This window comes from Rhizobium sp. G21 (assembly GCF_014158035.1).
Classification (GTDB): Bacteria; Pseudomonadota; Alphaproteobacteria; order Rhizobiales; family Rhizobiaceae; genus Rhizobium_E.
The window spans coordinates 176,595-195,213 of the sequence record NZ_JACFXW010000003.1 but is presented as its reverse complement, the minus strand read 5'-3'; the positions used below and the strand labels follow the sequence as shown (position 1 = coordinate 195,213).

The following is an 18,619-nucleotide window of genomic DNA, read 5'->3' as shown; positions in this document are numbered from 1 at the left end:
ACGTGTCAAGAGCTTGCTTGAAACAAATTTTGCGGCTACACGGAATCATGACCTCACAGGACGCTCATCTCGCTGATCTCCGGATCGACACGCCCCCCGCAACGTTGCGGGAAATCGCGCTCGAGCGCATGCGCCGCGCCATCATCGCCGGCCTGTTCGAGCCGGGTCAGCGGCTGGTCGAGCGCGCGCTTTGTGAACAGCTCGGCGTGTCCCGCTCGGTCATCCGCGAGGTGATCCGGCATTTGGAGTCCGAGGGACTGGTCGAGAGCATCGCCAAGCAGGGGCCTATCGTCGCCCGGCTCAGTTGGGATGACGCCCGGCAGATCTACGAAATCCGCTCCGCGCTCGAATCCACGGCGGTGGCCGATTGCGCCCGCCGCGCCGGCGCCAAGGTCAAGGCGCGACTCGGCGCCGTGCTGAGCGAGCTCGACCGGACATCGAAAAAAAATTCGCCGCCGGCCATCCTCGACGCCACCCATGAATTCTACAAGATCATTTTCGAGACCAGCGGCCATACGATCGCCTGGGAGATCGTCAACCGGCTGAACAGCCGCATTTCCCGCCTCCGCGTCATGACGTTGTCCACCGCCAACCGCACGGTTTCGGGGCCGGCGCGCATGCGCGAAATCTATGCCGCCATCGAGAGAAACGACCCTGAAGCCGCCGCCGCCGCATGCCGGGCCCATGTCGCCGAGGCCTCCAAAATCGCCGAAACCCTGCTCGCCGAACACGGAGACGTTTGACGCCGTTGTTCGACGTTGAAAAACCCACGCTCGCGATGCGACGTTGCAGCGGCCGGTAAACCGGCCGCTGCTCAGTCAAACCGAAATCGGGTCTGATTAGACGAGCATGAAATCGCTTTGCGACAGCGTCTTCACGTCATCGAGCGTTGCAAGGAGCACGGCCTCCTCGTCGCCCGCCTTGCCGTCCGCATCGAACCAGAGGCGGTGCGTATCGCTTTCGAACAGGAAGGTCGGAGCGGCGGCGGAGAACTCCACTTCATCGGAGACCACGACATTGACGGCTTTTTTTCCGGTCATGTCGAAGTTGATGGCGTTGACCGACAGGCGATCCTGGCCGCGGGTAAAGTCGGTGATTTCATCGCCGGCGTCGAATGCGCTGCTGAACACGAACACGTCCTTGCCCGAACCTCCGCTCAGGAGATCGCCGTCGAGACCACCGACCAGCGTATCGTTTCCGCCTCGACCGAAGAGGACATCGTCGCCACTGCCGCCATCGAGATGTTCGCCGAGGTTTGCGCCGCGGATGTCGTCGTCCTTGTCCGTGCCCGTCACCCGCTCGACATTCCTGACGGTAAGTCCCTTCGCCAAACCGTCATTTTCCGCATTGTCGGCAAGATCGAGTTTGACCGATGAGTCGCCGTAGAAATTGAAGGCCAGCGTGTCCAGGCCCGCGCCGCCATCAAACAGATCCTTGCCGGTGAACTCGTTGCGAACGAGTTGGTCGTCGCCATCGCCGCCATAGAGCTTGTCATCGCCGGCGCCGTCATAAAGGACATCGGCGCCGGCCATGCCCTTCAATTCGTCATTGCCGACATTGCCGCGCAAGGTGTCTGCACCGGCAGCCGCGGTCACACTATCGGCCCCCGATGTTCCAAAGAAGTCGAGCGCTTCCATGCCCGAAACGGTGGTCGAAGCATTCACCTTCACGGTTCCCGAGGTCAGGGTAAAGCTGACGCCGACATTGAGCGCGGAGACATCGAGGTGAAGGCGGTCGGAACCCGCGCCCCCGGCGGCCTGGTCGCCGGAATTGATGTAAATGTCGTCATTGCCGGCGCCGGCGTCCAGAACGTCGCGATCCGCCTCGATCGACATATGACCTGCATAGAGATGATCGTCCCCGTCTCCGCCCTTGAGGTTGTCGCGGCCGGCTCCGCCATAGAGCCAGTCATTGCCGCCGAGGCCGTTCAACGCGTCGGCCCCGTCATTGCCTTCGAACGTGTCGGTGAGCTTGCCCCCGGTGAAATTGTCATCGCCGGAGCCGCCGGAAATGTGGACCTGCTCGAAGTTCTTGAGGATGACGTCGCCATTGACGAGGCGGGCGTTGGCGCTCAGCACGAAACTCAGATTTTTGGTCGTTTCGCCGCGATCGACTTCGGCGAAGTCGACGCCGCTGCCGCCATCGGCCTCCAGCGATCCATAAATGTCGCCAAGACCGGCATTGAATTGGACGCTGTCATTGCCTGCGCCGAGACTGACCTTGCTGAGCCCGTCGCTCGACTGTTCCATGACGGTGATGTCGACCTCGTCATTGCCGTCGCCGCCGATCAGCGTGTTGTCGCCGCCCATATCCATGATTTTGTCGTCGCCCGCGCCGCCGTCGACTAAGTCGCGTCCAATGCCCGCATCGAGGAAATCGTCGCCCTTGCCGCCATAGAGCTTGTCATTGCCCGCTGCCGATTTGAACCACACCTGCTGCGCATCGCCCGCCTTCAGAGTGTCGGATCCCGATCCGGTGAAGACGTTGAATATTTCGGTGTTGGCGGCCGTCGTGCCGTTGGACAGCACGCCTTTGCCCTTGGAGACGTTGAACGTCATGTTCTGGTTGTAGCTGTCGACATACAGATAGGCCGTGTCGAGACCGGTTCCTCCATCGAGAAGATCCTTCTCTCCCTGGGCGATCAGAGTGTCGTTGCCGGCTTCGCCATACAGCTTGTCGCGACCGTCGCCGGCCTGAAGCGTGTCGTTGCCGGCGCCCGACCGCAACGTGTCGTCGCCGCCATAACCATAGAGATCGTCATTGCCGCCGAGCGTCGTGAATTGGTTGGCGCCGTTGGAGCCATGGAGATCATAGGCTTCGACATGCTGGATGGTCGTTCCGTCCGCGAGTCTGTTGACCAGGTTTTCGGCTTTAGCGGTAAAATTGCCGTCGATATAGCGCAGTTCCAGCCGGTCGACGCCCGCGCCGCCGTCGATGATCTTCTTGCCGGAATCTACGGTGACGAGAATTTCGTCGTCGCCAGCGCCCGCCAGGACCTTGTCGTTTCCGTCGCCGGTGATGATATAATCGTTACCGACACCACCATCGAGGGTGTCGTTTCCGAGACCGCCTGAGAGATAATCGTTGCCTGCGCCGGCGACGAGTTCGTCGTTTCCGTCCTCGCCATGCAGCGCATCGACGCCGTTGCCGCCGTCCAGCGCGTCATCGCCATTGCCGCCCGAGAGATTATCGTCGCCATAGCCGCCAAGCAGCCGATCCTTGTCGTCGCCGCCATTGATATAATCGTCGCCCTGGCCGCCGATCAGCATGTCCGCGCCGGCGCCGCCGGAGAGATAGTCGGCTCCGCCCTGGCCATCGAGCCGGTCGGCTCCGCCATTGCCTTGGAAGAAATCATTCCAGCGTCCGCCGGTCAGAGTGTCGGCGCCAGTGTTGGAGCCGTCGATGTAATACTGCTCGATGTCATGCAGTCTGGCGCCGTACAGCGTCACGGTCTCGATGGGATCCGCCGCGGTGAAATTCACGCCGGACGCCCGGTCGGAGAGAAAGAAGCGCACCGTATCCCTGCCCAAACCGCCGTCGATGACGTCCCCCTGGTAGTCGTCGATCTGGTTGTCGGTGAAAGTATCGTCGCCGAGACCGCCCTGCATCGTGTCGGCGCCGGAACCGCCGAGGAATGTGTCGTCACCCGACCCGCCGTTCAAGCGGTCGTCGTCTTCATCGCCCATCAGTGTGTCGGACTGGAAACCTCCATCCAGTTGATCCCGGCCATCGCCGCCAGACATCGTGTCGCTGCCGAACAGGCCGATCAGATTGTCGGCGCCGCCCATGCCGACCAGCAAGTCGGTCTCATTGCTGCCGATGATGGTTTCCGCTGCATCCGTTCCATATTTCGTCGTCATGATATCTTCCCATTTTTCAGACGCATGCCGGCCAAACCCTCCTCGGGCCCTCACGCCGGCTGCGTGGTCTTCCGAACCCTGCGCTCGGATGGGGATCTTGTGTCATACGCCAAAAAGCCTGCCTGTTTCCGCCGGAACAGGGCTGGCGCAGTCACGGCGTGCAGCCGATCGGGCCGCGGCAAATGAATGCGCTGCGATCGATTGCGCCCGGCTTTTTGTTCCCGGCGCCAGCTAAACCCACGAGATGGACGCGAGCTGAGGCTCCAGTCGGCTTGGCAAGGGAGAGGGGAGGGCGGAAGGGGAGGGCGTTTAAGCCGAATTTCGCAGCATCAGCGCGGCTTCCAAAAGTATGCGGTCGCGGGCGAGCCTTGGATCGTCCCCTTCGGTCTCGCCGAGTTTCCGCAGGAGGAGCGCCATCGCCAAAGATCCGATCTGGGCATAATCCTGCGCCACCGTGGTCAACGGAGGACAGGCGTAGCGTGACAGCGGATGATCGTCATGACCAGCGATACGAAGATCGAAACCCTCTCCATGCCCGATCTTGAGGCCGCGCCGCCAGGCAGCAGCGAGCACACCGAAAGCGATCCGGTCATTGGCGCAGACCAGCGTGCGGCTCCGAAGGGCTTGCCGCTCGAAAAACGCGGTCGCCTGCTCAAAGCCGAACTCCTCGAAATCCCAGGTGGAATGTGCGGATAGTTCGACGATGTCGGGCCTATGCCCCTGCGCCGACATGGCTTCGACATAAGCGTCACGACGGTCAGCGGCATTGTGGTTGACCGGCGGCATACCGAAAAAGGCCGGCGGTTCGCCGCTGCGACAGAGATAATCGACGATGAGCGCGAAACTCTTGCGGTTGTCGGTGCCGACAAAGGCCGCATCCTTGTCGGGCGGCGCGTCGACATGTACGACCGGTATGGCGCGCCGCAGTTTCTCCAGCGCCCTGCCGCTGGCGCCATGCCCCGTGGGCGCCACGATCGCTCCGGCGACATTCATTGAAGAAAGCGTGGCGATGGCCTCTTCCTGCTTCTCGATGCGACCATCCGACGACAGGATGAACGCCACAAATCCCGCCTCCGCCGCCACCTGCTCTATGCGCCGCGCCAGCGCCATGAAAAATGGATCCAATGCATTGGGTATGATTACGCCGAGGATATTGCTGCGTCGACGGTTGAGGTTCACCGCCAGGAGATTGGGCTTATAGCCGCATCTGGCGATCGCCGCCTCGATCTTCACCCGCGTCGTCATACGCACGGACGCCGGATCATGGAAATATTTCGACACGGTCGGACGGGAGAGGCCGACAAAGCGCGAAAACTCCTCCATGGTCTTGATGCCCGCCGCCAAAAAATTGCTCCCTCATCCGCTCCAAGCATGACAGGTAAAGCGTATAATTGACGCATGTCCAGTTTTTCTTTCGAGTTCATGCCCTAGGATGAAGGCGCAAGTGTCAACTCCCTTTCACCCCGCACGCAAATTGTTTACGCGTGTCAATTTTTGTTGACCGCAGCGCCCGCACCGACTTAGATGCCTTGGATTTCAAGTCACTGGGCATGGGAGGCAGGGCCTTGGACGCATCAACCGGCATCGCGGACGAAACGCTCGGGCCGACGATCACGATCGGCGAGATCCTCGTGGAGATCATGGCGACGACCATAGGGGAGGGGTTTCGGGAGCCGCAACCCTTGACCGGGCCGTTTCCGAGCGGAGCCCCTGCGATCTTCATCGATCAGATCGCCAAGCTCGGTGGCGGCTGCGGCATCATCGCCGCGGTCGGAGACGATGATTTCGGCTGGCTAAACATCAATCGACTCGAGGCGGACGGCGCTGACGTCTCGGCCATCGCGGTGCTTGCCGACCAGCCGACCGGCTCCGCCTTCGTCCGCTATCGGGCGGATGGATCGCGCGACTTCGTGTTCAACATTGCCCGCTCCGCCGCCGGTCATGTCCGTCTGACCGACCAGGCCCGAACCCTGATCGACCGCGCCGGCCATCTCCACGTGATGGGCTCGGCTTTCGCCATTCCGGCAATCGGCGCGATCGTACTCGACGCGTTGCGGACGGTGAGGGCGAAGGGCGGGTCGGTATCGCTCGATCCCAACGTCCGAAAGGAATTGCTGTCGGGCGGGCGGGGAGGGAAGCGCTGGACGAGGTTCTGGCGCAAGCCGATCTGTTGCTGCCTTCGGGCGAAGAATTGTCCGCCGCAGCCGGCGTCGCCGATGAGGCCGAGGCGATCGAGAGTCTCTTGGCGCGAGGCGCGCGCGAGATCGTCGTCAAGCGCGGCAAGGCCGGCGCGTCGGTGTTCAGCGCATCGGGTCGATTGGATCTCGAAGCGTTTCAAGTCGAGGAACTGGATCCTACCGGGGCTGGTGATTGCTTCGGCGCCACCTATCTGACCTGCCGCCGCAAGGGCATGCCCATGGAGCAGGCGCTGCGCTACGCAAATGCCGCCGGGGCGCTGACGGTGACGCGTCGCGGCCCGATGGAAGGAACCTGCGGCTTCGCAGAACTCGACAGCTTCATCGCTAGCCAGGAGGGGAAGCTAACCCCATGAGCGCGCTTCTCCTGCAATTGGCCGAGGCCCGGCGTCTCGGACGCCCTTTCGGCATCGCCTCTGTCTGTTCGGCCCACCCGACCGTGCTGCGCGCCGCCATCCGACGGGCCAAGCAACGCGGCAGACACGTGTTGATCGAGGCCACTTGCAATCAGGTCAATCATCTCGGCGGTTACACCGGCATGACGCCCGCCGATTTTCGCGCCTTCGTCGAAGCAATCTGTGCTGAGGAGGGGCTGGCCTTTGATCAGGTCATTCTGGGTGGCGATCACCTGGGCCCCAATCCCTGGCGGGGCGAGGAGCCCATGACGGCAATGGCCAAGGCCGAGGCGATGGTGGAGGCATACGTCGCCGCCGGGTTCGGCAAGCTGCATCTGGATACGTCCATGGCCTGCGCGGGCGAATCCCAATCGCTAGCCGAAAGCGTGATCGCCGAACGCGCCGCGCGCCTTTGCGGCGTCGCGGAAGCGATGGCTGCCCGTCTGAACCTGCCGAAACCGCTCTATGTGCTCGGCACGGAAGTGCCTGTTCCAGGCGGCGCCGACCATGTGCTGGATACCGTGGAGCCGACCCGCCCGGACGCTGCGGAGGCGACGATCGCCTATCATGCCGAGATATTTGATAAGGCGGGTCTGGCGGAGGCTTTCTCACGCGTCATCGCTTTCGTCGTCCAGCCCGGCGTGGAATTCGGCAGCGACAATGTCATCGCCTATGATCGTCAGAAGGCCAGAAGCCTCGCAGCCGTGCTCGAGAACCATCCGAACCTGGTCTTCGAGGCGCATTCGACCGATTATCAGTCGCGTGAGGCCCTGAGGGCGCTCGTGGAAGACGGCTTCCAGATCCTGAAAGTCGGCCCCTGGCTGACCTTCGCCTATCGCGAGGCGCTCTATGGGCTGGACATGATCGCGGCAGAACTCGTTGCCGAATATGGCGGCCGACGTCTACGCGACCGGATGGAGGCGCTGCTGACTGCGGATCCCAAAGACTGGCGCGGACATTATCACGGCGACGACACCGCGCTCGCGCTGCAACGTCACTACAGTTACAGCGACCGCATCCGCTATTACTGGAACCGGCCGGAAGCCCATGCGGCCGTCGACGATCTGCGCCACGCCCTGTCAGGACTGACGATACCGGAAACGCTGTTTCATCAATATCTCCCGTCGCTGGCTTCAATCCTTGCATCGCAGGCGATGGAAGAGATCCTCATCGCCGCGTTCGATCAGGTGCTCGACCTCTATGACCAAGCCGCCGGCGACCCGACATGACCCTCTGCGCACGCCGCCGGCAAGTCGGCGCGCCGATCATAGTTTCAGCTTCTCACCGAGCCAGACAAGCGTCGCCGCCTCATTGAGCGGCGCCGTGGTGTTGATCGTCAGGGAAGGCGCCCGCCCAGTGGGCGCGGCGCTGCGCGCAAGCTCAATCAGTTCCGGCACATAGCTTTCGCCGGGATGTCCCGGCAGACGCTCCGTCAATCGCGCCCGATAGCGTTCGCCGATCACCTCGGGCGGCGCCGAGCACCAGAGTTCGGCCAGCCCATCCACGCCTGAAGACGCGAGATACCCATCCAATTGCTCAAGCGGCTGAAAACCAAACCAGGCGTCGATGACGAAGCCCGCGCCGGGCGGCGCGGCCGCCACGATGTCCCAGATCGCCCGATAACTCGCTTTGCCGAGCCTGCGATTGAACAGGCGATCGACATCGTCGAGTTCGGCCAGGAAGGGGTTCTTGACCATGTCGAGCGACAGCATCTGCCAGCCCAGACGATTTGCAATTTGCGAGGCCACCCGACTTTTGCCGGAGGCCGGCACGCCATTGACGAGCACGACTTTCTTACCCACGTGGCGCAGCCCGGCAAGTTCGAGCGCGGCCAGCCCCGCCCCGATCATACCGGCGTCATCGCCGAGCGCTGCGGTTCGCACCGGCGTCTGATACCATCGGCCGATCGCAGGCGCGAAATCCAGCGCGCCGGCCGCGCCCCCAAGCCCGCCGCCGAGCAGCAGCACATCGGGATCGAACGTTGCCGACAGCGTGTTGATTGCCGCCCGCAAAGGCTTGGCCCAACTCGCAAGCAAGGCGCAATGAGGCACATCGCCGGATAAGGCTTTCTCCAGGATCTCCTCGCAGCGCAGACCGGACGGCAAACCGGCTTCCGCCGTCAGCCTTCCAAGCGCTGTGCCTGAGGAATAGAGCTCTACACAACCGGCCTGTCCGCAGACGCAGATCGGGCCATCGGCCTGCACCACGACATGGCCGAGTTGGCCCGCCGCCTGCTTGCCGTTGACGATGCGGCCGTCCAGCATCGCCGCGCCGCCGATGCCGGTGCCGATCGTCAGCATCACCACATTGGCGAGCCCTTTGGCGGCGCCGACCCTGGCTTCGGCGATGAGCGCCATCGAGCAGTCATTCTCGATGCGAACGGGGCGGCCGAACTCCCTTCGATCCGGCCCTTCACATCGACGCTGGAAAGATCGAGAAAACCGCCGGAAAGCACCGCGCCGCTACGGGCGTCGACCCTGCCAGGCACGCCGATGCCGATCGCGCACACGTCAGGTCCGTCGAACTCGCGAATGAGGTCGCAGAACATGTCGAGCGCGCGGCCCGGTTCGCGGCACCCCTCGACGATTTTCTTGTCGAGGATCACGCCGTCCGCGCTGATCCGGGCGACGCGCATCCGCGTGCCGCCGATGTCAAGGCCGATAGCCTCATCCGCCATGCCGGCCTCCGTCACGCCGCCTGGCGGCGCTGGGTCTTGGCGTAGCGATCGATGATCGCTTGGATCTCGCGCAGGCGCGGAACGGCGATTTCCTGCAGGCGGGATTTGGTGACCGTGCGATCCAGTGAAATGCAGTCCTTCCACAGGGAACGGCCCGCGATCACGCCGGAAGCGCCATGCTTCATCGCGCTTTCCACCTGCACCAGGAAGGTCGAATGATCGACGCCGGCCGACAGCACCGCCCAGGGTGTGTCGCCGCAGAGTTTGGTGACAGCGGCGCAGGCGTCATCCGACCCCGGATAGGGAATCTTCAGCACCTTGGCGCCGAGGTCGATGCTCATGCGGCAACCGTCGAGAATTAGCTGCGGGAAAATCGCCTCATAGGCTTCCTTGCTTTCGTCCTCGAGCCTGTAGGTCAGGAATTCGACGACGAGAAACAGCTCTTCACGCGCGAAATCATCGATGCAATCCTTCAGGATTTCCAGATTGCGAGTGTTGGCCTCGGGCTTGTCAGAACGGAGATAGACCATGATCTTGCCGCCTGTGCCGCCGAGTTCGCGGACCTTGCGGGCATTGACGCCGTCGCAGAGCTTGGAGATGCGGTAGCCCTCGGGCGACACGTCCCAACCCGACGCGTCCAGGCCGATCAGCAGCGCGGTGTTGCGCGGCAGGACCCAGTTGTCGACGAGATGCGGCACCGCACAGACAGGATCGACCAGCACGCAACCCGCTTCCGACGCCAGATAGCGGGTGATGTCCGCCTTGGTGTCGCCGAGCACATCGTTGGCGATTTTCGCTTGCGCTTCGGGATCATCCGCCAGCAATTGTCGCATGCCGCCGCGCTGGTCGCAGGCGATCACCATCATCGCGCCATTGTCGCCACAGATCTGCTGGTAGCCGCGCAATTCGGCCGTAGTCATCATGCTCATCGTTTCTCTCCCAAAGCGGGTCTAGGCCCGCAATTTCAGCATTTCAGGTCGAACACCTCCGGAAAACCATAGGCAACAGAGCGCCATTGGCGGAAATGCGGTGATTTCCGGCCCTCATCGCTGATAACAGCGTCGTTTCAAGCGTTGCTAAACTGATGGTTTTCGGCGATAACTCCTCCAGCAATCGTGTAACACGTTTCTGAAAGGAATTGCAAGCTGCCTCCCCAACCCGCTCAGGAAACGGCGGCGACCCGCGCCATGCTGCATATGGTGGCCAAGCTGCATTATGTCTCCGACATGTCGCAGATCGATATTGCGCGGAAACTCGGCATGTCCACGGCCACGGTCTCCCGCATGTTGCAAAAGGCCCGGTCCGTCGGCATCGTCAGGATCGAGGTGCTCGATCTCGTCTCGCCCGAAGAGATTACTGCTGAACTGATTGCGGCTCTGGGCCTGAAGGCGGCGGCGGTGATCGATACGCCGCAAAGCGGCGTGCTCGGCGCGCTGGCCCAACCGCTGGGCGGCCTTCTCAAGGCGGCCGGTCTCGGCGAAGGCGCGGTGATCGGTCTGGGGTGGGGACGGGCAGTGCGCGAGGTGGTGCTGGCGGGACTGCCGCCGCTCGGCGATGCTCAAGTCGTCCCCTTGAACGGCGGCATGCAACAGGCGGCGCCGCATTTTCAAATCAATGAATTCGTCCGCTCGGCTGCCGAGCAGATCGGCGGCCAGCCGAGATTTCTGCACGCGCCCTATCTTTCCTCGCTCGAACTCCGCGACGCATTTCTATCGGACGCCTCGGTGCGAGAGACCATCGCGCTCTGGGACCGGCTCGATTGCGCCATAGTCGGCGTCGGCCTGACGCATGCGCCGCAACCAACCGAGGCCAGCGCCGCCACCGCCAGCGAGAAGGCGCTGATCAATGCCGCCGGCGATGTGATCCGCCATTACGTGGCGGTCGACGGCAGATTGCTGCCCTGGGATGGCGAGGAGAGGATGATCGCAGCGAGCCCGCAACAACTGCGCCAGACCCCACTCTCGATCGGCGTCGTCGCCTCACCGGAGAAGGCGGCAGGCGTTGTCGGCGCCGTGAGATCCGGCATGGTCAACGCCGTGGTGACGGACACGACCACCGCGCAGGCGGTCATCGACCTCATCAGCGCAGAGCGCACTCCAGATTAACGCAAAAAAACGCAAGAAATATCTTTCAGGAAAATATTTCACTTGACGCCGGCTCTGAACGAGCGTGAATATGGGCCATGCACGATCCCGAGGAGGAGTGGATCGGGCTATCCCAACACGCACATCTCGAGGAGGAGACTATGGAGCGTCGTTCATTTTTCAAGGCGGCCGGTGCGCTCGCAATGGCGAGCGCGGTCGCGCTTTCGGCAGGAAGCGCTGGCGCGCAGGACAAAAAATTCACCATCGCCCTCATTCCGGGCCTGACCACGGACGCCTTCTACATCACCATGCGCAAGGGCGCGGAAGCCGCCGCCAAGGCGGTAGGCGCCGAACTCGTGTTCCAGGGCGCGCCGGATTTCAACCCGGTCACCCAGGTTCCGGTGCTCGACGCCGTGATCGCCAAGAAGCCTGACGCGATCCTGATTGCGCCGACCGACAAGACGCAGCTCGTGCAGCCGCTCAAGAAGGCCGCCGACGCCGGCATTCCCGTGATCACCGTCGACACCTTCATCGGCACCGGCCAGTATCAGACGGGCGCCGGCGACGCCGATTTCCCGATCTCCTATGTGGCGTCCGACAACGTGCTCGGCGGGGCAATCGCCGCCCGCGCTTTGGCCGCGGCGATCGGCGACAAGGGCAAGGTCTATGTGTCCAACGTCAAGCCGGGCATCTCGACCACCGACCAGCGCGAGGAAGGCTTCAAGGCCGAAATGGCCAAGCATCCCGACATTACCGTCCTGGAAACCCAGTTCAACGACAACGACGCCAACAAGGCCGCGTCCCAGCTGCAGGCCGTCTATGCCCGCAATCCCGATCTTTCGGGCGTGTTCGGCGCCAACCTGTTCTCCGCCCTCGGCGCCGCCAACGGCGTTCAGCAGGCCGGCCAGATGGGTAAAGTCCGCGTCGTGGCCTTCGACGCGCCCGGCAGCATTGTCGACAACATCAACGGCGGCCTCGTGGATATGGCGATCGCCCAGCATCCGGCTGAAATCGGTTATTTCGGCGTCATGGCCGCCTATGCGCATCTGACCGGCAATTCCGTGCCGACCGCGATTGGCACCGGCTTTACCGTGATCGACAAGTCCAACCTGTCCGATCCGAACGTCGCCAAGTTCATCTACTCGGAATAACTTTTACTCCCTGAGCCTCGGCGCCCACGCTTTGCGTTGGGCGCCGCTTTTCCTCGTTTGACGCGTCGGGGCGATGTTGTTCGCCCGGTCGCCGGGACTGAACCCGGGAAAAACAATGACGGATATTGCAACCATGACGACCGAGGCCGAAAAACATGTCGCGCCGCAGGCCGACCACGCCGAAGCCGGCAAGACGCTGCTGCAGCGTATCGCCCAACTGAGGGCCTGGCTTTTTCTGGCCGCTCTCATCATCATTTTCGAAATCTGGTCCCGCGTCTCGTTCGGCGGCACCTTCGCCTTTTCCTCGTTCAACTGGCAGTCCGTGGCGATCTTCGCCGTGGCGCCGCTGCTGATTGCGGTGGGGCAGACTTTTGTCATCATTTCCGGCGGCATCGACCTGTCGACCGGCTTCATCATGGGCCTGGCGGCCGTCGTCGCCGCGCATTTGACCAATATCGCCGGTGTCTACATGCCGCTGCCGTTCGCCATGCTGTTCGGCATCCTCGCGTCTATTCTCGCGGCCGCCGTGCCGGGCGTGGTCAACGGCTTGCTGATTTCCCGACTCAAGATCCCGCCCTTCATCGGCACGCTCGGCATGTTCGGCGTCGCCCGCGGCGCGGCCTTTCTTCTCGCCGGCGGCACCACCGTGCCTGTCAGCAATTCCTGGTTCGCCGCATTGGGCAATGGCCGTCTGTTCGGCGTGCCCTATCTGGTCATCGTCACCGCGATCTTCGTCTTGGCCATGCACTACGTGCTCAGCCAGACGCGGTTCGGTCAGCACAATTACGCCATCGGCGCCAATGCTCAGGCTGCCCGCCGGGCCGGCATCGACATCAAGGCGCATATCCTCAAGCTCTACATCCTCTCGGCCATGTGCGCAGGATTGGGCGGCGCGCTATACGCCGCGCGCTTCACCGCCGGCGCAGCGCAGGCCGGCGAACCGCTGCTGCTCGATTCCGTCGCAGCCGTGGTCATCGGCGGCGCGTCGCTTTTCGGCGGCTCGGGCTCGATCATCGGCACGGTTGCCGGCGCTCTCGTCATCGCCGTGATCCAATACGGCCTCGTCTTCATCGATGTCGAACCGTTCTGGCAGTTCATCGCCGTCGGCGTCGTCATCATCATTTCCGTGCTGATCGACCAGGCCCAGCGCCGGTTCAGCGGAGGCAAGCAGGATGAATAGTCAAACGCCGCTTCTCGAAGTCCGCAATCTCTCCCGTCATTTCGGCGCGGTCCGGGCGCTCGAAGGTTGCTCCATGGTGGTCCGCCCCGGCGAAGTCGTGGCGCTGGCCGGCGACAACGGCGCAGGCAAGACCACGATGATCAAGGCGCTCTCCGGTGTCTATCCGCCGACATCGGGTGAAATCCTGATCGAAGGCGAGGAGGTGAAGTTCGGCTCGCCGCAGGAGGCGCGCGCGCTCGGCATCGAGACGATCTATCAGGATCTGGCGCTCGCCGACAATCTCACCATCGGCGCCAATATCTTTCTCGGCCGCGAACCGATGCGCAAGTTGTTCGGCTTCCTGCCGGCGCTCGACCGCAAGAAGATGGCGGATGCAGCACGGGAAACCATGGCCAAGCTGGATTTCCACGTCAAACGGCTGGACGCCCCGGTGAGCAACTTCTCCGGCGGTCAGCGTCAGGCTGTGGCCATCGGCCGCGCCGTCTACTGGAACGCCAAGATCCTGATCATGGACGAACCGACCGCCGCGCTCGGCGTGCCGGAACAGCGCAAGGTGATCTCGCTGATCAAGGCGCTGAAGGCGCAGGGCAAAGGCGTGATCTTCATCTCGCATAACCTGCAGGATATTTTCGCCGTCTCGGACCGTATCGTGGTGCTGCGCCGCGGGGTCGTCGCCGGCGAAAGGCAGATCGCCGAGACGACGCATGACGAGATCGTCAAGCTGATGATCGGCGGCTGATCGTCCCGCGCTTCGATACAGGAGGCTCCGGCGCATGCGCCGGGTCCTCCTTAAGCCTTGGCAAAGGCGACCAGCCCTTGATATGAGGCGAAAAGCGCGGGAGCGACGGCATCCCGCGTATTCAAGGGGAATAGACATGCAGAAAGAGACGGCGGCCAGCGCCGCGCTGCCGGCGGTGCGGCAGAACCGCCTCATCGATCTTCTCCGGCAGCATGGGCAACTGACCGTCAACGAATTGATGGAACAGCTTGCCGTTTCTCGCGACACGGTCCGGCGGGATCTCGATCAGCTCGAACAACGTGGACTTCTGCTGCGCACCCATGGCGGCGCCGTGTTCAACGATGCGCTGGTGCGCGTCGACACCACGCTGGGCAGCCGCATGGACGCCTATACCGCCGCCAAGCAGCGGATCGCCAAGAAGGCGGCCTCGCTCATCCGCAATGGCGAGACGCTCATCGTCAATGGCGGCTCCTCCACCTGCTATTTTGCCGCAGCACTCGGCGAGCGCCGCGATTTGACGCTGATCACCAACAATCTCCGCATTCCGCCTGTGGCGCCTGACCATGCTGTCAGGGCGCTGCATATTCTCGGCGGCGTCTATTGGCCGGTGTCGCAGGTGACGATCGGCGCAGTCGGCTTTCCGGAAGTCTCCGGCATCAGCGCCGACACCGCCGTGATCGGCGCGACCGGTCTATCGGTGGCCGGCGTCACCATGGGCCGGCTCGACGAGGCCTCGGAGACGGCGGCGATGATCAAGATCGCCAGCCGCGCCATCGCGCTGATCGACCATTCGAAATTTGGCGTCACCGCCTTCGCCAAGATCGCCACCTTCTCGCAGATCGGCGTGGTGATCACCGATGAATGGCCGCCCGAGCCGATCGCCCAGGCAATGAAGAAGGCGGGAACCCAGCTGATTGTCGCTTGACCTCAAAGGGACCGCAGCCAGGCCATGCGCGCCGGCAGATCAGGATCGTTGAAGGCGAGCGAGCCCATCACCACCGTCTGCGCTCCCGCCTGGCGGAGAAGCGGAACCGTCGTCTCGCGAATGCCGCCGTCCGCCGCCAGAACCGCATTGTTGCGGCCGGAAGCCGCGATGAGCGCGCCGGCTTCCTGAAGCCGGGGGCAGGCGGTTTCCGACAAGCCCTGGCCCTTGACGCCGATGGCCGTGCCGAGCAGCGTGACGAAATCCAGCCTCGACACGTAAGGCGCCAGCGCCGACACCGGCGTTTCCAACCGTAACACAAGCCCCGCTTTCACACCCAATTCCGCGATCAGATCCAGCCCTGCGCTGGTGACGTCGCCGGTCTCGGGATGAAAGGAAATCAGATCGGCGCCGGCTTCCGCAAATTGGCGGATCTGGCTCAGAAGAATGTCGCCCTCGATCATCAGATGCACATGGATCGGCTTGGCCGTGACTTTGCGGATGCGGGCGATCTGGTCGGGAAACATCAGGAAGGACGGCGCGAAACGACCGTCTGCGGCGTCGGCGTGATAGAGATCGACGAACTCGTCGACCCGGCGGACATCCGCTTCGAGATTGGCAAGGTCCGCCGACCATAGCGAATACTCCGCCATCAGGCGCTCGCGCGGCAAAGTGTCGAACCAGTCGGAATTGGGCTTCAGGCTCATGATCGGGAATCCCTGGATGTCATTCGGAAGAAAGCGGAGAGCGCGCCCTTGAGTTCGGCGGCATAGGCCGTGCGGTCCACGGCCTTGGGGGTGATTTCGGCGCAGACCGCGCCGGGGATGAGCGCGGCGAGCTTTCGCGCGTAATCCAGCGGGTGGACGACGTCGACCCCGTGCCCGACCGTCAATGTCGGGACGCGAATGGCGGCAAGATCGTCCTCCGTCACCCCCGGGCCATCAAGCGCGATGTCCAGCAGGAGAGCGGCGAGTTGATCCGGTTCGGGATGGGCGAAGAAACCGAGCAGCGAGGCGAGATTGTCGGGCGCGTGCTCCGCTAGATAAAGTCCGATCGGGGAGGTGGCGAAACTGTCGCGCCCCTCCGCGCCATGCGCCCGGAGATGATGGGCGACCGCCACGAATGGCTGCATATTGGTGGGCGCGGCAGCCGTCAGCCAGGCGGGACGCACCAGCGCGAGCGCGTCGATGCGATCGGGAAAACGGCAGGCGATGTTGAGCGCCACGGCGGCGCCCATGGAAACGCCGCCTATCGAAAACCGTTCGAGGCCGAGACTGTCCGCCGTGGCGATGACGTCGTCGGCGAAGCGGGCGATGGAATAGCGCCCTTTGGGATCGAAGGGGCTGAGCCCATGGCCGCGGCATTCCACCGTCACGCGCCGGCATGGCAAATCGGCGGGAAAGCTGTCGGCGATCTGGTTTCTGTCGCCGCCCAGGCCATGCTGGAAGACGACAGGCGCGCCCGAGCCGATATCCACGACATGGAGCGACGGCGTCGAGACCAGCGTCAGTTTTTCCGCCATCATACAACCAGCCTCCGGAGAAAGTCTGAAACTTCAGGCGCTTCCGCAGCCGACAATCCATGCGTCACCACCGAACCATCGAAGCCGGCTGCCTTCAAGCGGCGAAACATATCCGGGAAATCCACGACGCCGCGGCCGGCGGTGACGAACTCGCCCCGCGCGTCGCGATCCTTGGCATGCGCCATGGCGATGCGGGGACCGAGCGCGTCGATCGCGGCAGCCACGATCGCGCGGGCTTCTTCCACGCTCGCCATTTCGAACAGATTGGCGGGGTCCAGCACGATTTTCAGCCTGTCAGAGGGCACGGCGGCGAAAAGCCGTGCGGCGTCATCGGCGTCGCGGATCACATTGGCCTGTTCCGGCTCGATGCCGAGGCAAACGCCATGCGCTTCTGCAAGCGTCGCGGCGCGGCCCATCTCCTTGATGAGATCCCGCCAGGCCTCCTCCGTCTGATTGTCCGGATGATGCCGCCATTGATTGTCGGCATCCCGCGTGCCGGTGCAGAGTGTGACCAGGGGAATGCCGAGATCGGCGGCGGCGCGGATGGCGACGCCGAGCCTGACGAGACCCTCGGCGCGAACGGCCTTATCGGGATGGATCATGTTGTAGGTCGCAGACAATGCCGAAATCTCGACGCCGGACGTTTCGCGCGCCACCGAGATATCCTCGAGCACGGCCTCGTCGACACTGTCCGGCATCGAGGGCACGCCGCAACAGGCGAAATTGAACTGTACGCAGTCATAGCCCGCAGCCTTGGCGGCCGCGAGCACAGGGCCGGGCCGCTCGCCCGCAAATGTCTTGGCGAAAATGCCGATCCTCATCAGACGGCTCCCCTGATGTCTGCGACAAAGATCTTGTCGCCGCTCTCGGCCGAGCGGGCGATGGCCGCCATGGCCTTCACGCTCGCCAGTCCATCGGCGATATCGGCGCCCTGCATCGGCGCCCCGTCGAGAATGACGCGGGCAAAACCTTCGAGCTGGCGGCGGTAGAAATGACCATCCGCGCCGAGCGGGCGATGATAGGTCGCCGTGCGCTCGTCGAAGATCTCGACTTCGGAAGACCGGAAATACCAGGGATTAAAGGTCTTGGCGGTGACGCTGCCGTTCTGGCCATAGAGCTGGAAGCCCTCGTGCCAATCCATCCGCACCGCCACCGTCAGGTCAAGATGCCCCAGAGACCCATCGGCAAATTCCGTCTCGACGAACCAGGAATAGGCGCCGAACCGTTCGAGCAGTCGCGCCCGGACCCAAGTGATCTCGCCGCAGAGATAGCGGGCGAGATCGACCAGATGGCAGCCATGCGCCAGCATGTAGTAGCGCTTGAGATCGGCCTTGGGATTCTCCTTCGGCTTGAGCGCCGCCTTGCTGAGAATGGGCAGGGGCTGGACGGCGTCGGTCATCGTATAGCGATGAGTGCTGTCGCAATACCAGGCCTTCAGCGCCAGGCGCTCGCCCATATCCCTGTCGATGAAACGCTTCGCCGCCTCGATGCCGTGGTCGAAGCGCTTCATATGGCCGATCTGCAGCACCTTGCCGGTGCGCTCCACCACCGCCTGGAGGGTCTCGACCTCCTCGACGGAAAGGCCGATCGGCTTTTCGCAGAGAACATGTTTTCCGGCTTCTAAGGCCTTGATCGAGGCGGGCACATGGAAGGCGTCCGACGTGGCGATGATCACCGCCTCGAGCTCGGGATCGGCGAGCATCTGGTCATAGTCGAGATAGATCTTGTCGGGCTCATAGGTCGCGCCCATGCGACGGGCGAGGTCTTCGGCGGCGTCGCAGATTGCGTAGAGACGGCAATTGGACGCCTTCACGGCGGATTCGAAATGCGCGAACTGGGCGATCGGGCCGCAACCCAATACGCCGACCCGCAATTGCCGGCTGTCTTTCTTCAC

Annotated in this window: 15 protein-coding genes and 2 pseudogenes; 8 read left to right on the top strand and 9 right to left on the bottom strand. The window is 63.2% G+C overall.

Annotated features, from left to right (window positions below; translation table 11 throughout):
- Positions 1-47 precede the first annotated feature (47 nt).
- Positions 48-743, top strand: coding sequence for a GntR family transcriptional regulator (locus tag H2O14_RS25205; RefSeq protein WP_182830073.1), 696 nt, complete (start codon positions 48-50; stop codon positions 741-743).
- Between the two features lie 96 nt (positions 744-839).
- Here H2O14_RS25205 and H2O14_RS25200 read toward each other — a convergent pair whose 3' ends face one another.
- A complete protein-coding gene (locus H2O14_RS25200; RefSeq protein ID WP_182830072.1) occupies positions 840-3,860 on the bottom strand; it encodes a calcium-binding protein in 3,021 nt (1,006 codons plus the stop codon).
- A gap of 309 nt (positions 3,861-4,169) precedes the next feature.
- Positions 4,170-5,183 (bottom strand): LacI family DNA-binding transcriptional regulator, encoded by a 1,014-nt coding sequence (locus tag H2O14_RS25195; RefSeq protein WP_182830140.1) that lies wholly within the window; start codon positions 5,181-5,183, stop codon positions 4,170-4,172.
- 227 nt (positions 5,184-5,410) lie between these two features.
- Here H2O14_RS25195 and H2O14_RS25190 point away from each other — a divergent pair.
- Together H2O14_RS25190 and H2O14_RS25185 are read left to right on the top strand one after the other, a co-directional pair.
- Positions 5,411-6,411 (top strand): annotated as a pseudogene (locus H2O14_RS25190) (sugar kinase).
- Positions 6,408-7,679 (top strand): D-tagatose-bisphosphate aldolase, class II, non-catalytic subunit, encoded by a 1,272-nt coding sequence (locus H2O14_RS25185; protein WP_182830071.1) that lies wholly within the window; start codon positions 6,408-6,410, stop codon positions 7,677-7,679. The pseudogene H2O14_RS25190 and the gene H2O14_RS25185 overlap by 4 nt, the downstream one beginning before the upstream one ends.
- 36 nt (positions 7,680-7,715) lie before the next feature.
- Here the strand turns inward: H2O14_RS25185 and H2O14_RS28215 are convergent, their stop codons facing one another.
- From H2O14_RS28215 to H2O14_RS25175, 3 genes and pseudogenes are all read right to left on the bottom strand, one after another.
- The gene (locus H2O14_RS28215; protein ID WP_246697836.1) at positions 7,716-8,300 is read right to left on the bottom strand and encodes an AAA family ATPase; all 585 of its coding nucleotides are present in this window, start codon (positions 8,298-8,300) and stop codon (positions 7,716-7,718) included.
- A gap of 45 nt (positions 8,301-8,345) precedes the next feature.
- Positions 8,346-9,085: pseudogene (locus H2O14_RS28210) on the bottom strand (ROK family protein); the annotation flags it as partial.
- A gap of 53 nt (positions 9,086-9,138) precedes the next feature.
- The gene (locus H2O14_RS25175) at positions 9,139-10,056 is read right to left on the bottom strand and encodes a tagatose-bisphosphate aldolase (protein WP_182830070.1); all 918 of its coding nucleotides are present in this window, start codon (positions 10,054-10,056) and stop codon (positions 9,139-9,141) included.
- Between the two features lie 258 nt (positions 10,057-10,314).
- Here H2O14_RS25175 and H2O14_RS25170 point away from each other — a divergent pair, with 258 nt between their 5' ends.
- From H2O14_RS25170 to H2O14_RS25150, 5 genes are all read left to right on the top strand, one after another.
- A complete protein-coding gene (locus H2O14_RS25170) occupies positions 10,315-11,232 on the top strand; it encodes a sugar-binding transcriptional regulator (RefSeq protein ID WP_210275619.1) in 918 nt (305 codons plus the stop codon).
- A 140-nt stretch (positions 11,233-11,372) separates the two neighbouring features.
- Positions 11,373-12,362, top strand: coding sequence for an ABC transporter substrate-binding protein (locus H2O14_RS25165; RefSeq protein WP_182830069.1), 990 nt, complete (start codon positions 11,373-11,375; stop codon positions 12,360-12,362).
- Between the two features lie 115 nt (positions 12,363-12,477).
- The gene (locus H2O14_RS25160; RefSeq protein ID WP_182830068.1) at positions 12,478-13,542 is read left to right on the top strand and encodes an ABC transporter permease subunit; all 1,065 of its coding nucleotides are present in this window, start codon (positions 12,478-12,480) and stop codon (positions 13,540-13,542) included.
- Positions 13,535-14,281 (top strand): ATP-binding cassette domain-containing protein, encoded by a 747-nt coding sequence (locus H2O14_RS25155; protein WP_182830067.1) that lies wholly within the window; start codon positions 13,535-13,537, stop codon positions 14,279-14,281. The genes H2O14_RS25160 and H2O14_RS25155 overlap by 8 nt, the downstream gene beginning before the upstream one ends.
- 136 nt (positions 14,282-14,417) lie before the next feature.
- Positions 14,418-15,206 (top strand): DeoR/GlpR family DNA-binding transcription regulator, encoded by a 789-nt coding sequence (locus H2O14_RS25150; RefSeq protein ID WP_182830066.1) that lies wholly within the window; start codon positions 14,418-14,420, stop codon positions 15,204-15,206.
- Positions 15,207-15,208: 2 nt separating this feature from the next.
- On the opposite strand, the gene H2O14_RS25145 is transcribed toward H2O14_RS25150, so the two are convergent.
- Genes H2O14_RS25145 through H2O14_RS25130 form a run of 4 tightly spaced genes read right to left on the bottom strand, consistent with a single transcriptional unit; the run spans position 15,209 to position 18,619 of the window.
- Complete coding sequence (locus tag H2O14_RS25145; protein ID WP_182830065.1) at positions 15,209-15,910, bottom strand: ribulose-phosphate 3-epimerase; 702 nt, start codon at positions 15,908-15,910, stop codon at positions 15,209-15,211.
- Positions 15,907-16,725 carry an alpha/beta fold hydrolase gene (locus H2O14_RS25140; RefSeq protein WP_182830064.1) on the bottom strand — a complete coding sequence of 273 codons (819 nt, stop codon included), beginning with the start codon at positions 16,723-16,725 and terminating at the stop codon, positions 15,907-15,909. The genes H2O14_RS25145 and H2O14_RS25140 overlap by 4 nt, the downstream gene beginning before the upstream one ends.
- A complete protein-coding gene (locus H2O14_RS25135) occupies positions 16,725-17,546 on the bottom strand; it encodes a sugar phosphate isomerase/epimerase (RefSeq protein ID WP_182830063.1) in 822 nt (273 codons plus the stop codon). Before H2O14_RS25135 ends, H2O14_RS25140 begins: the two co-directional genes overlap by 1 nt.
- On the bottom strand, positions 17,546-18,619 hold the full coding sequence (locus H2O14_RS25130) for a Gfo/Idh/MocA family protein (RefSeq protein WP_182830062.1): 1,074 nt from the start codon (positions 18,617-18,619) through the stop codon (positions 17,546-17,548). Before H2O14_RS25130 ends, H2O14_RS25135 begins: the two co-directional genes overlap by 1 nt.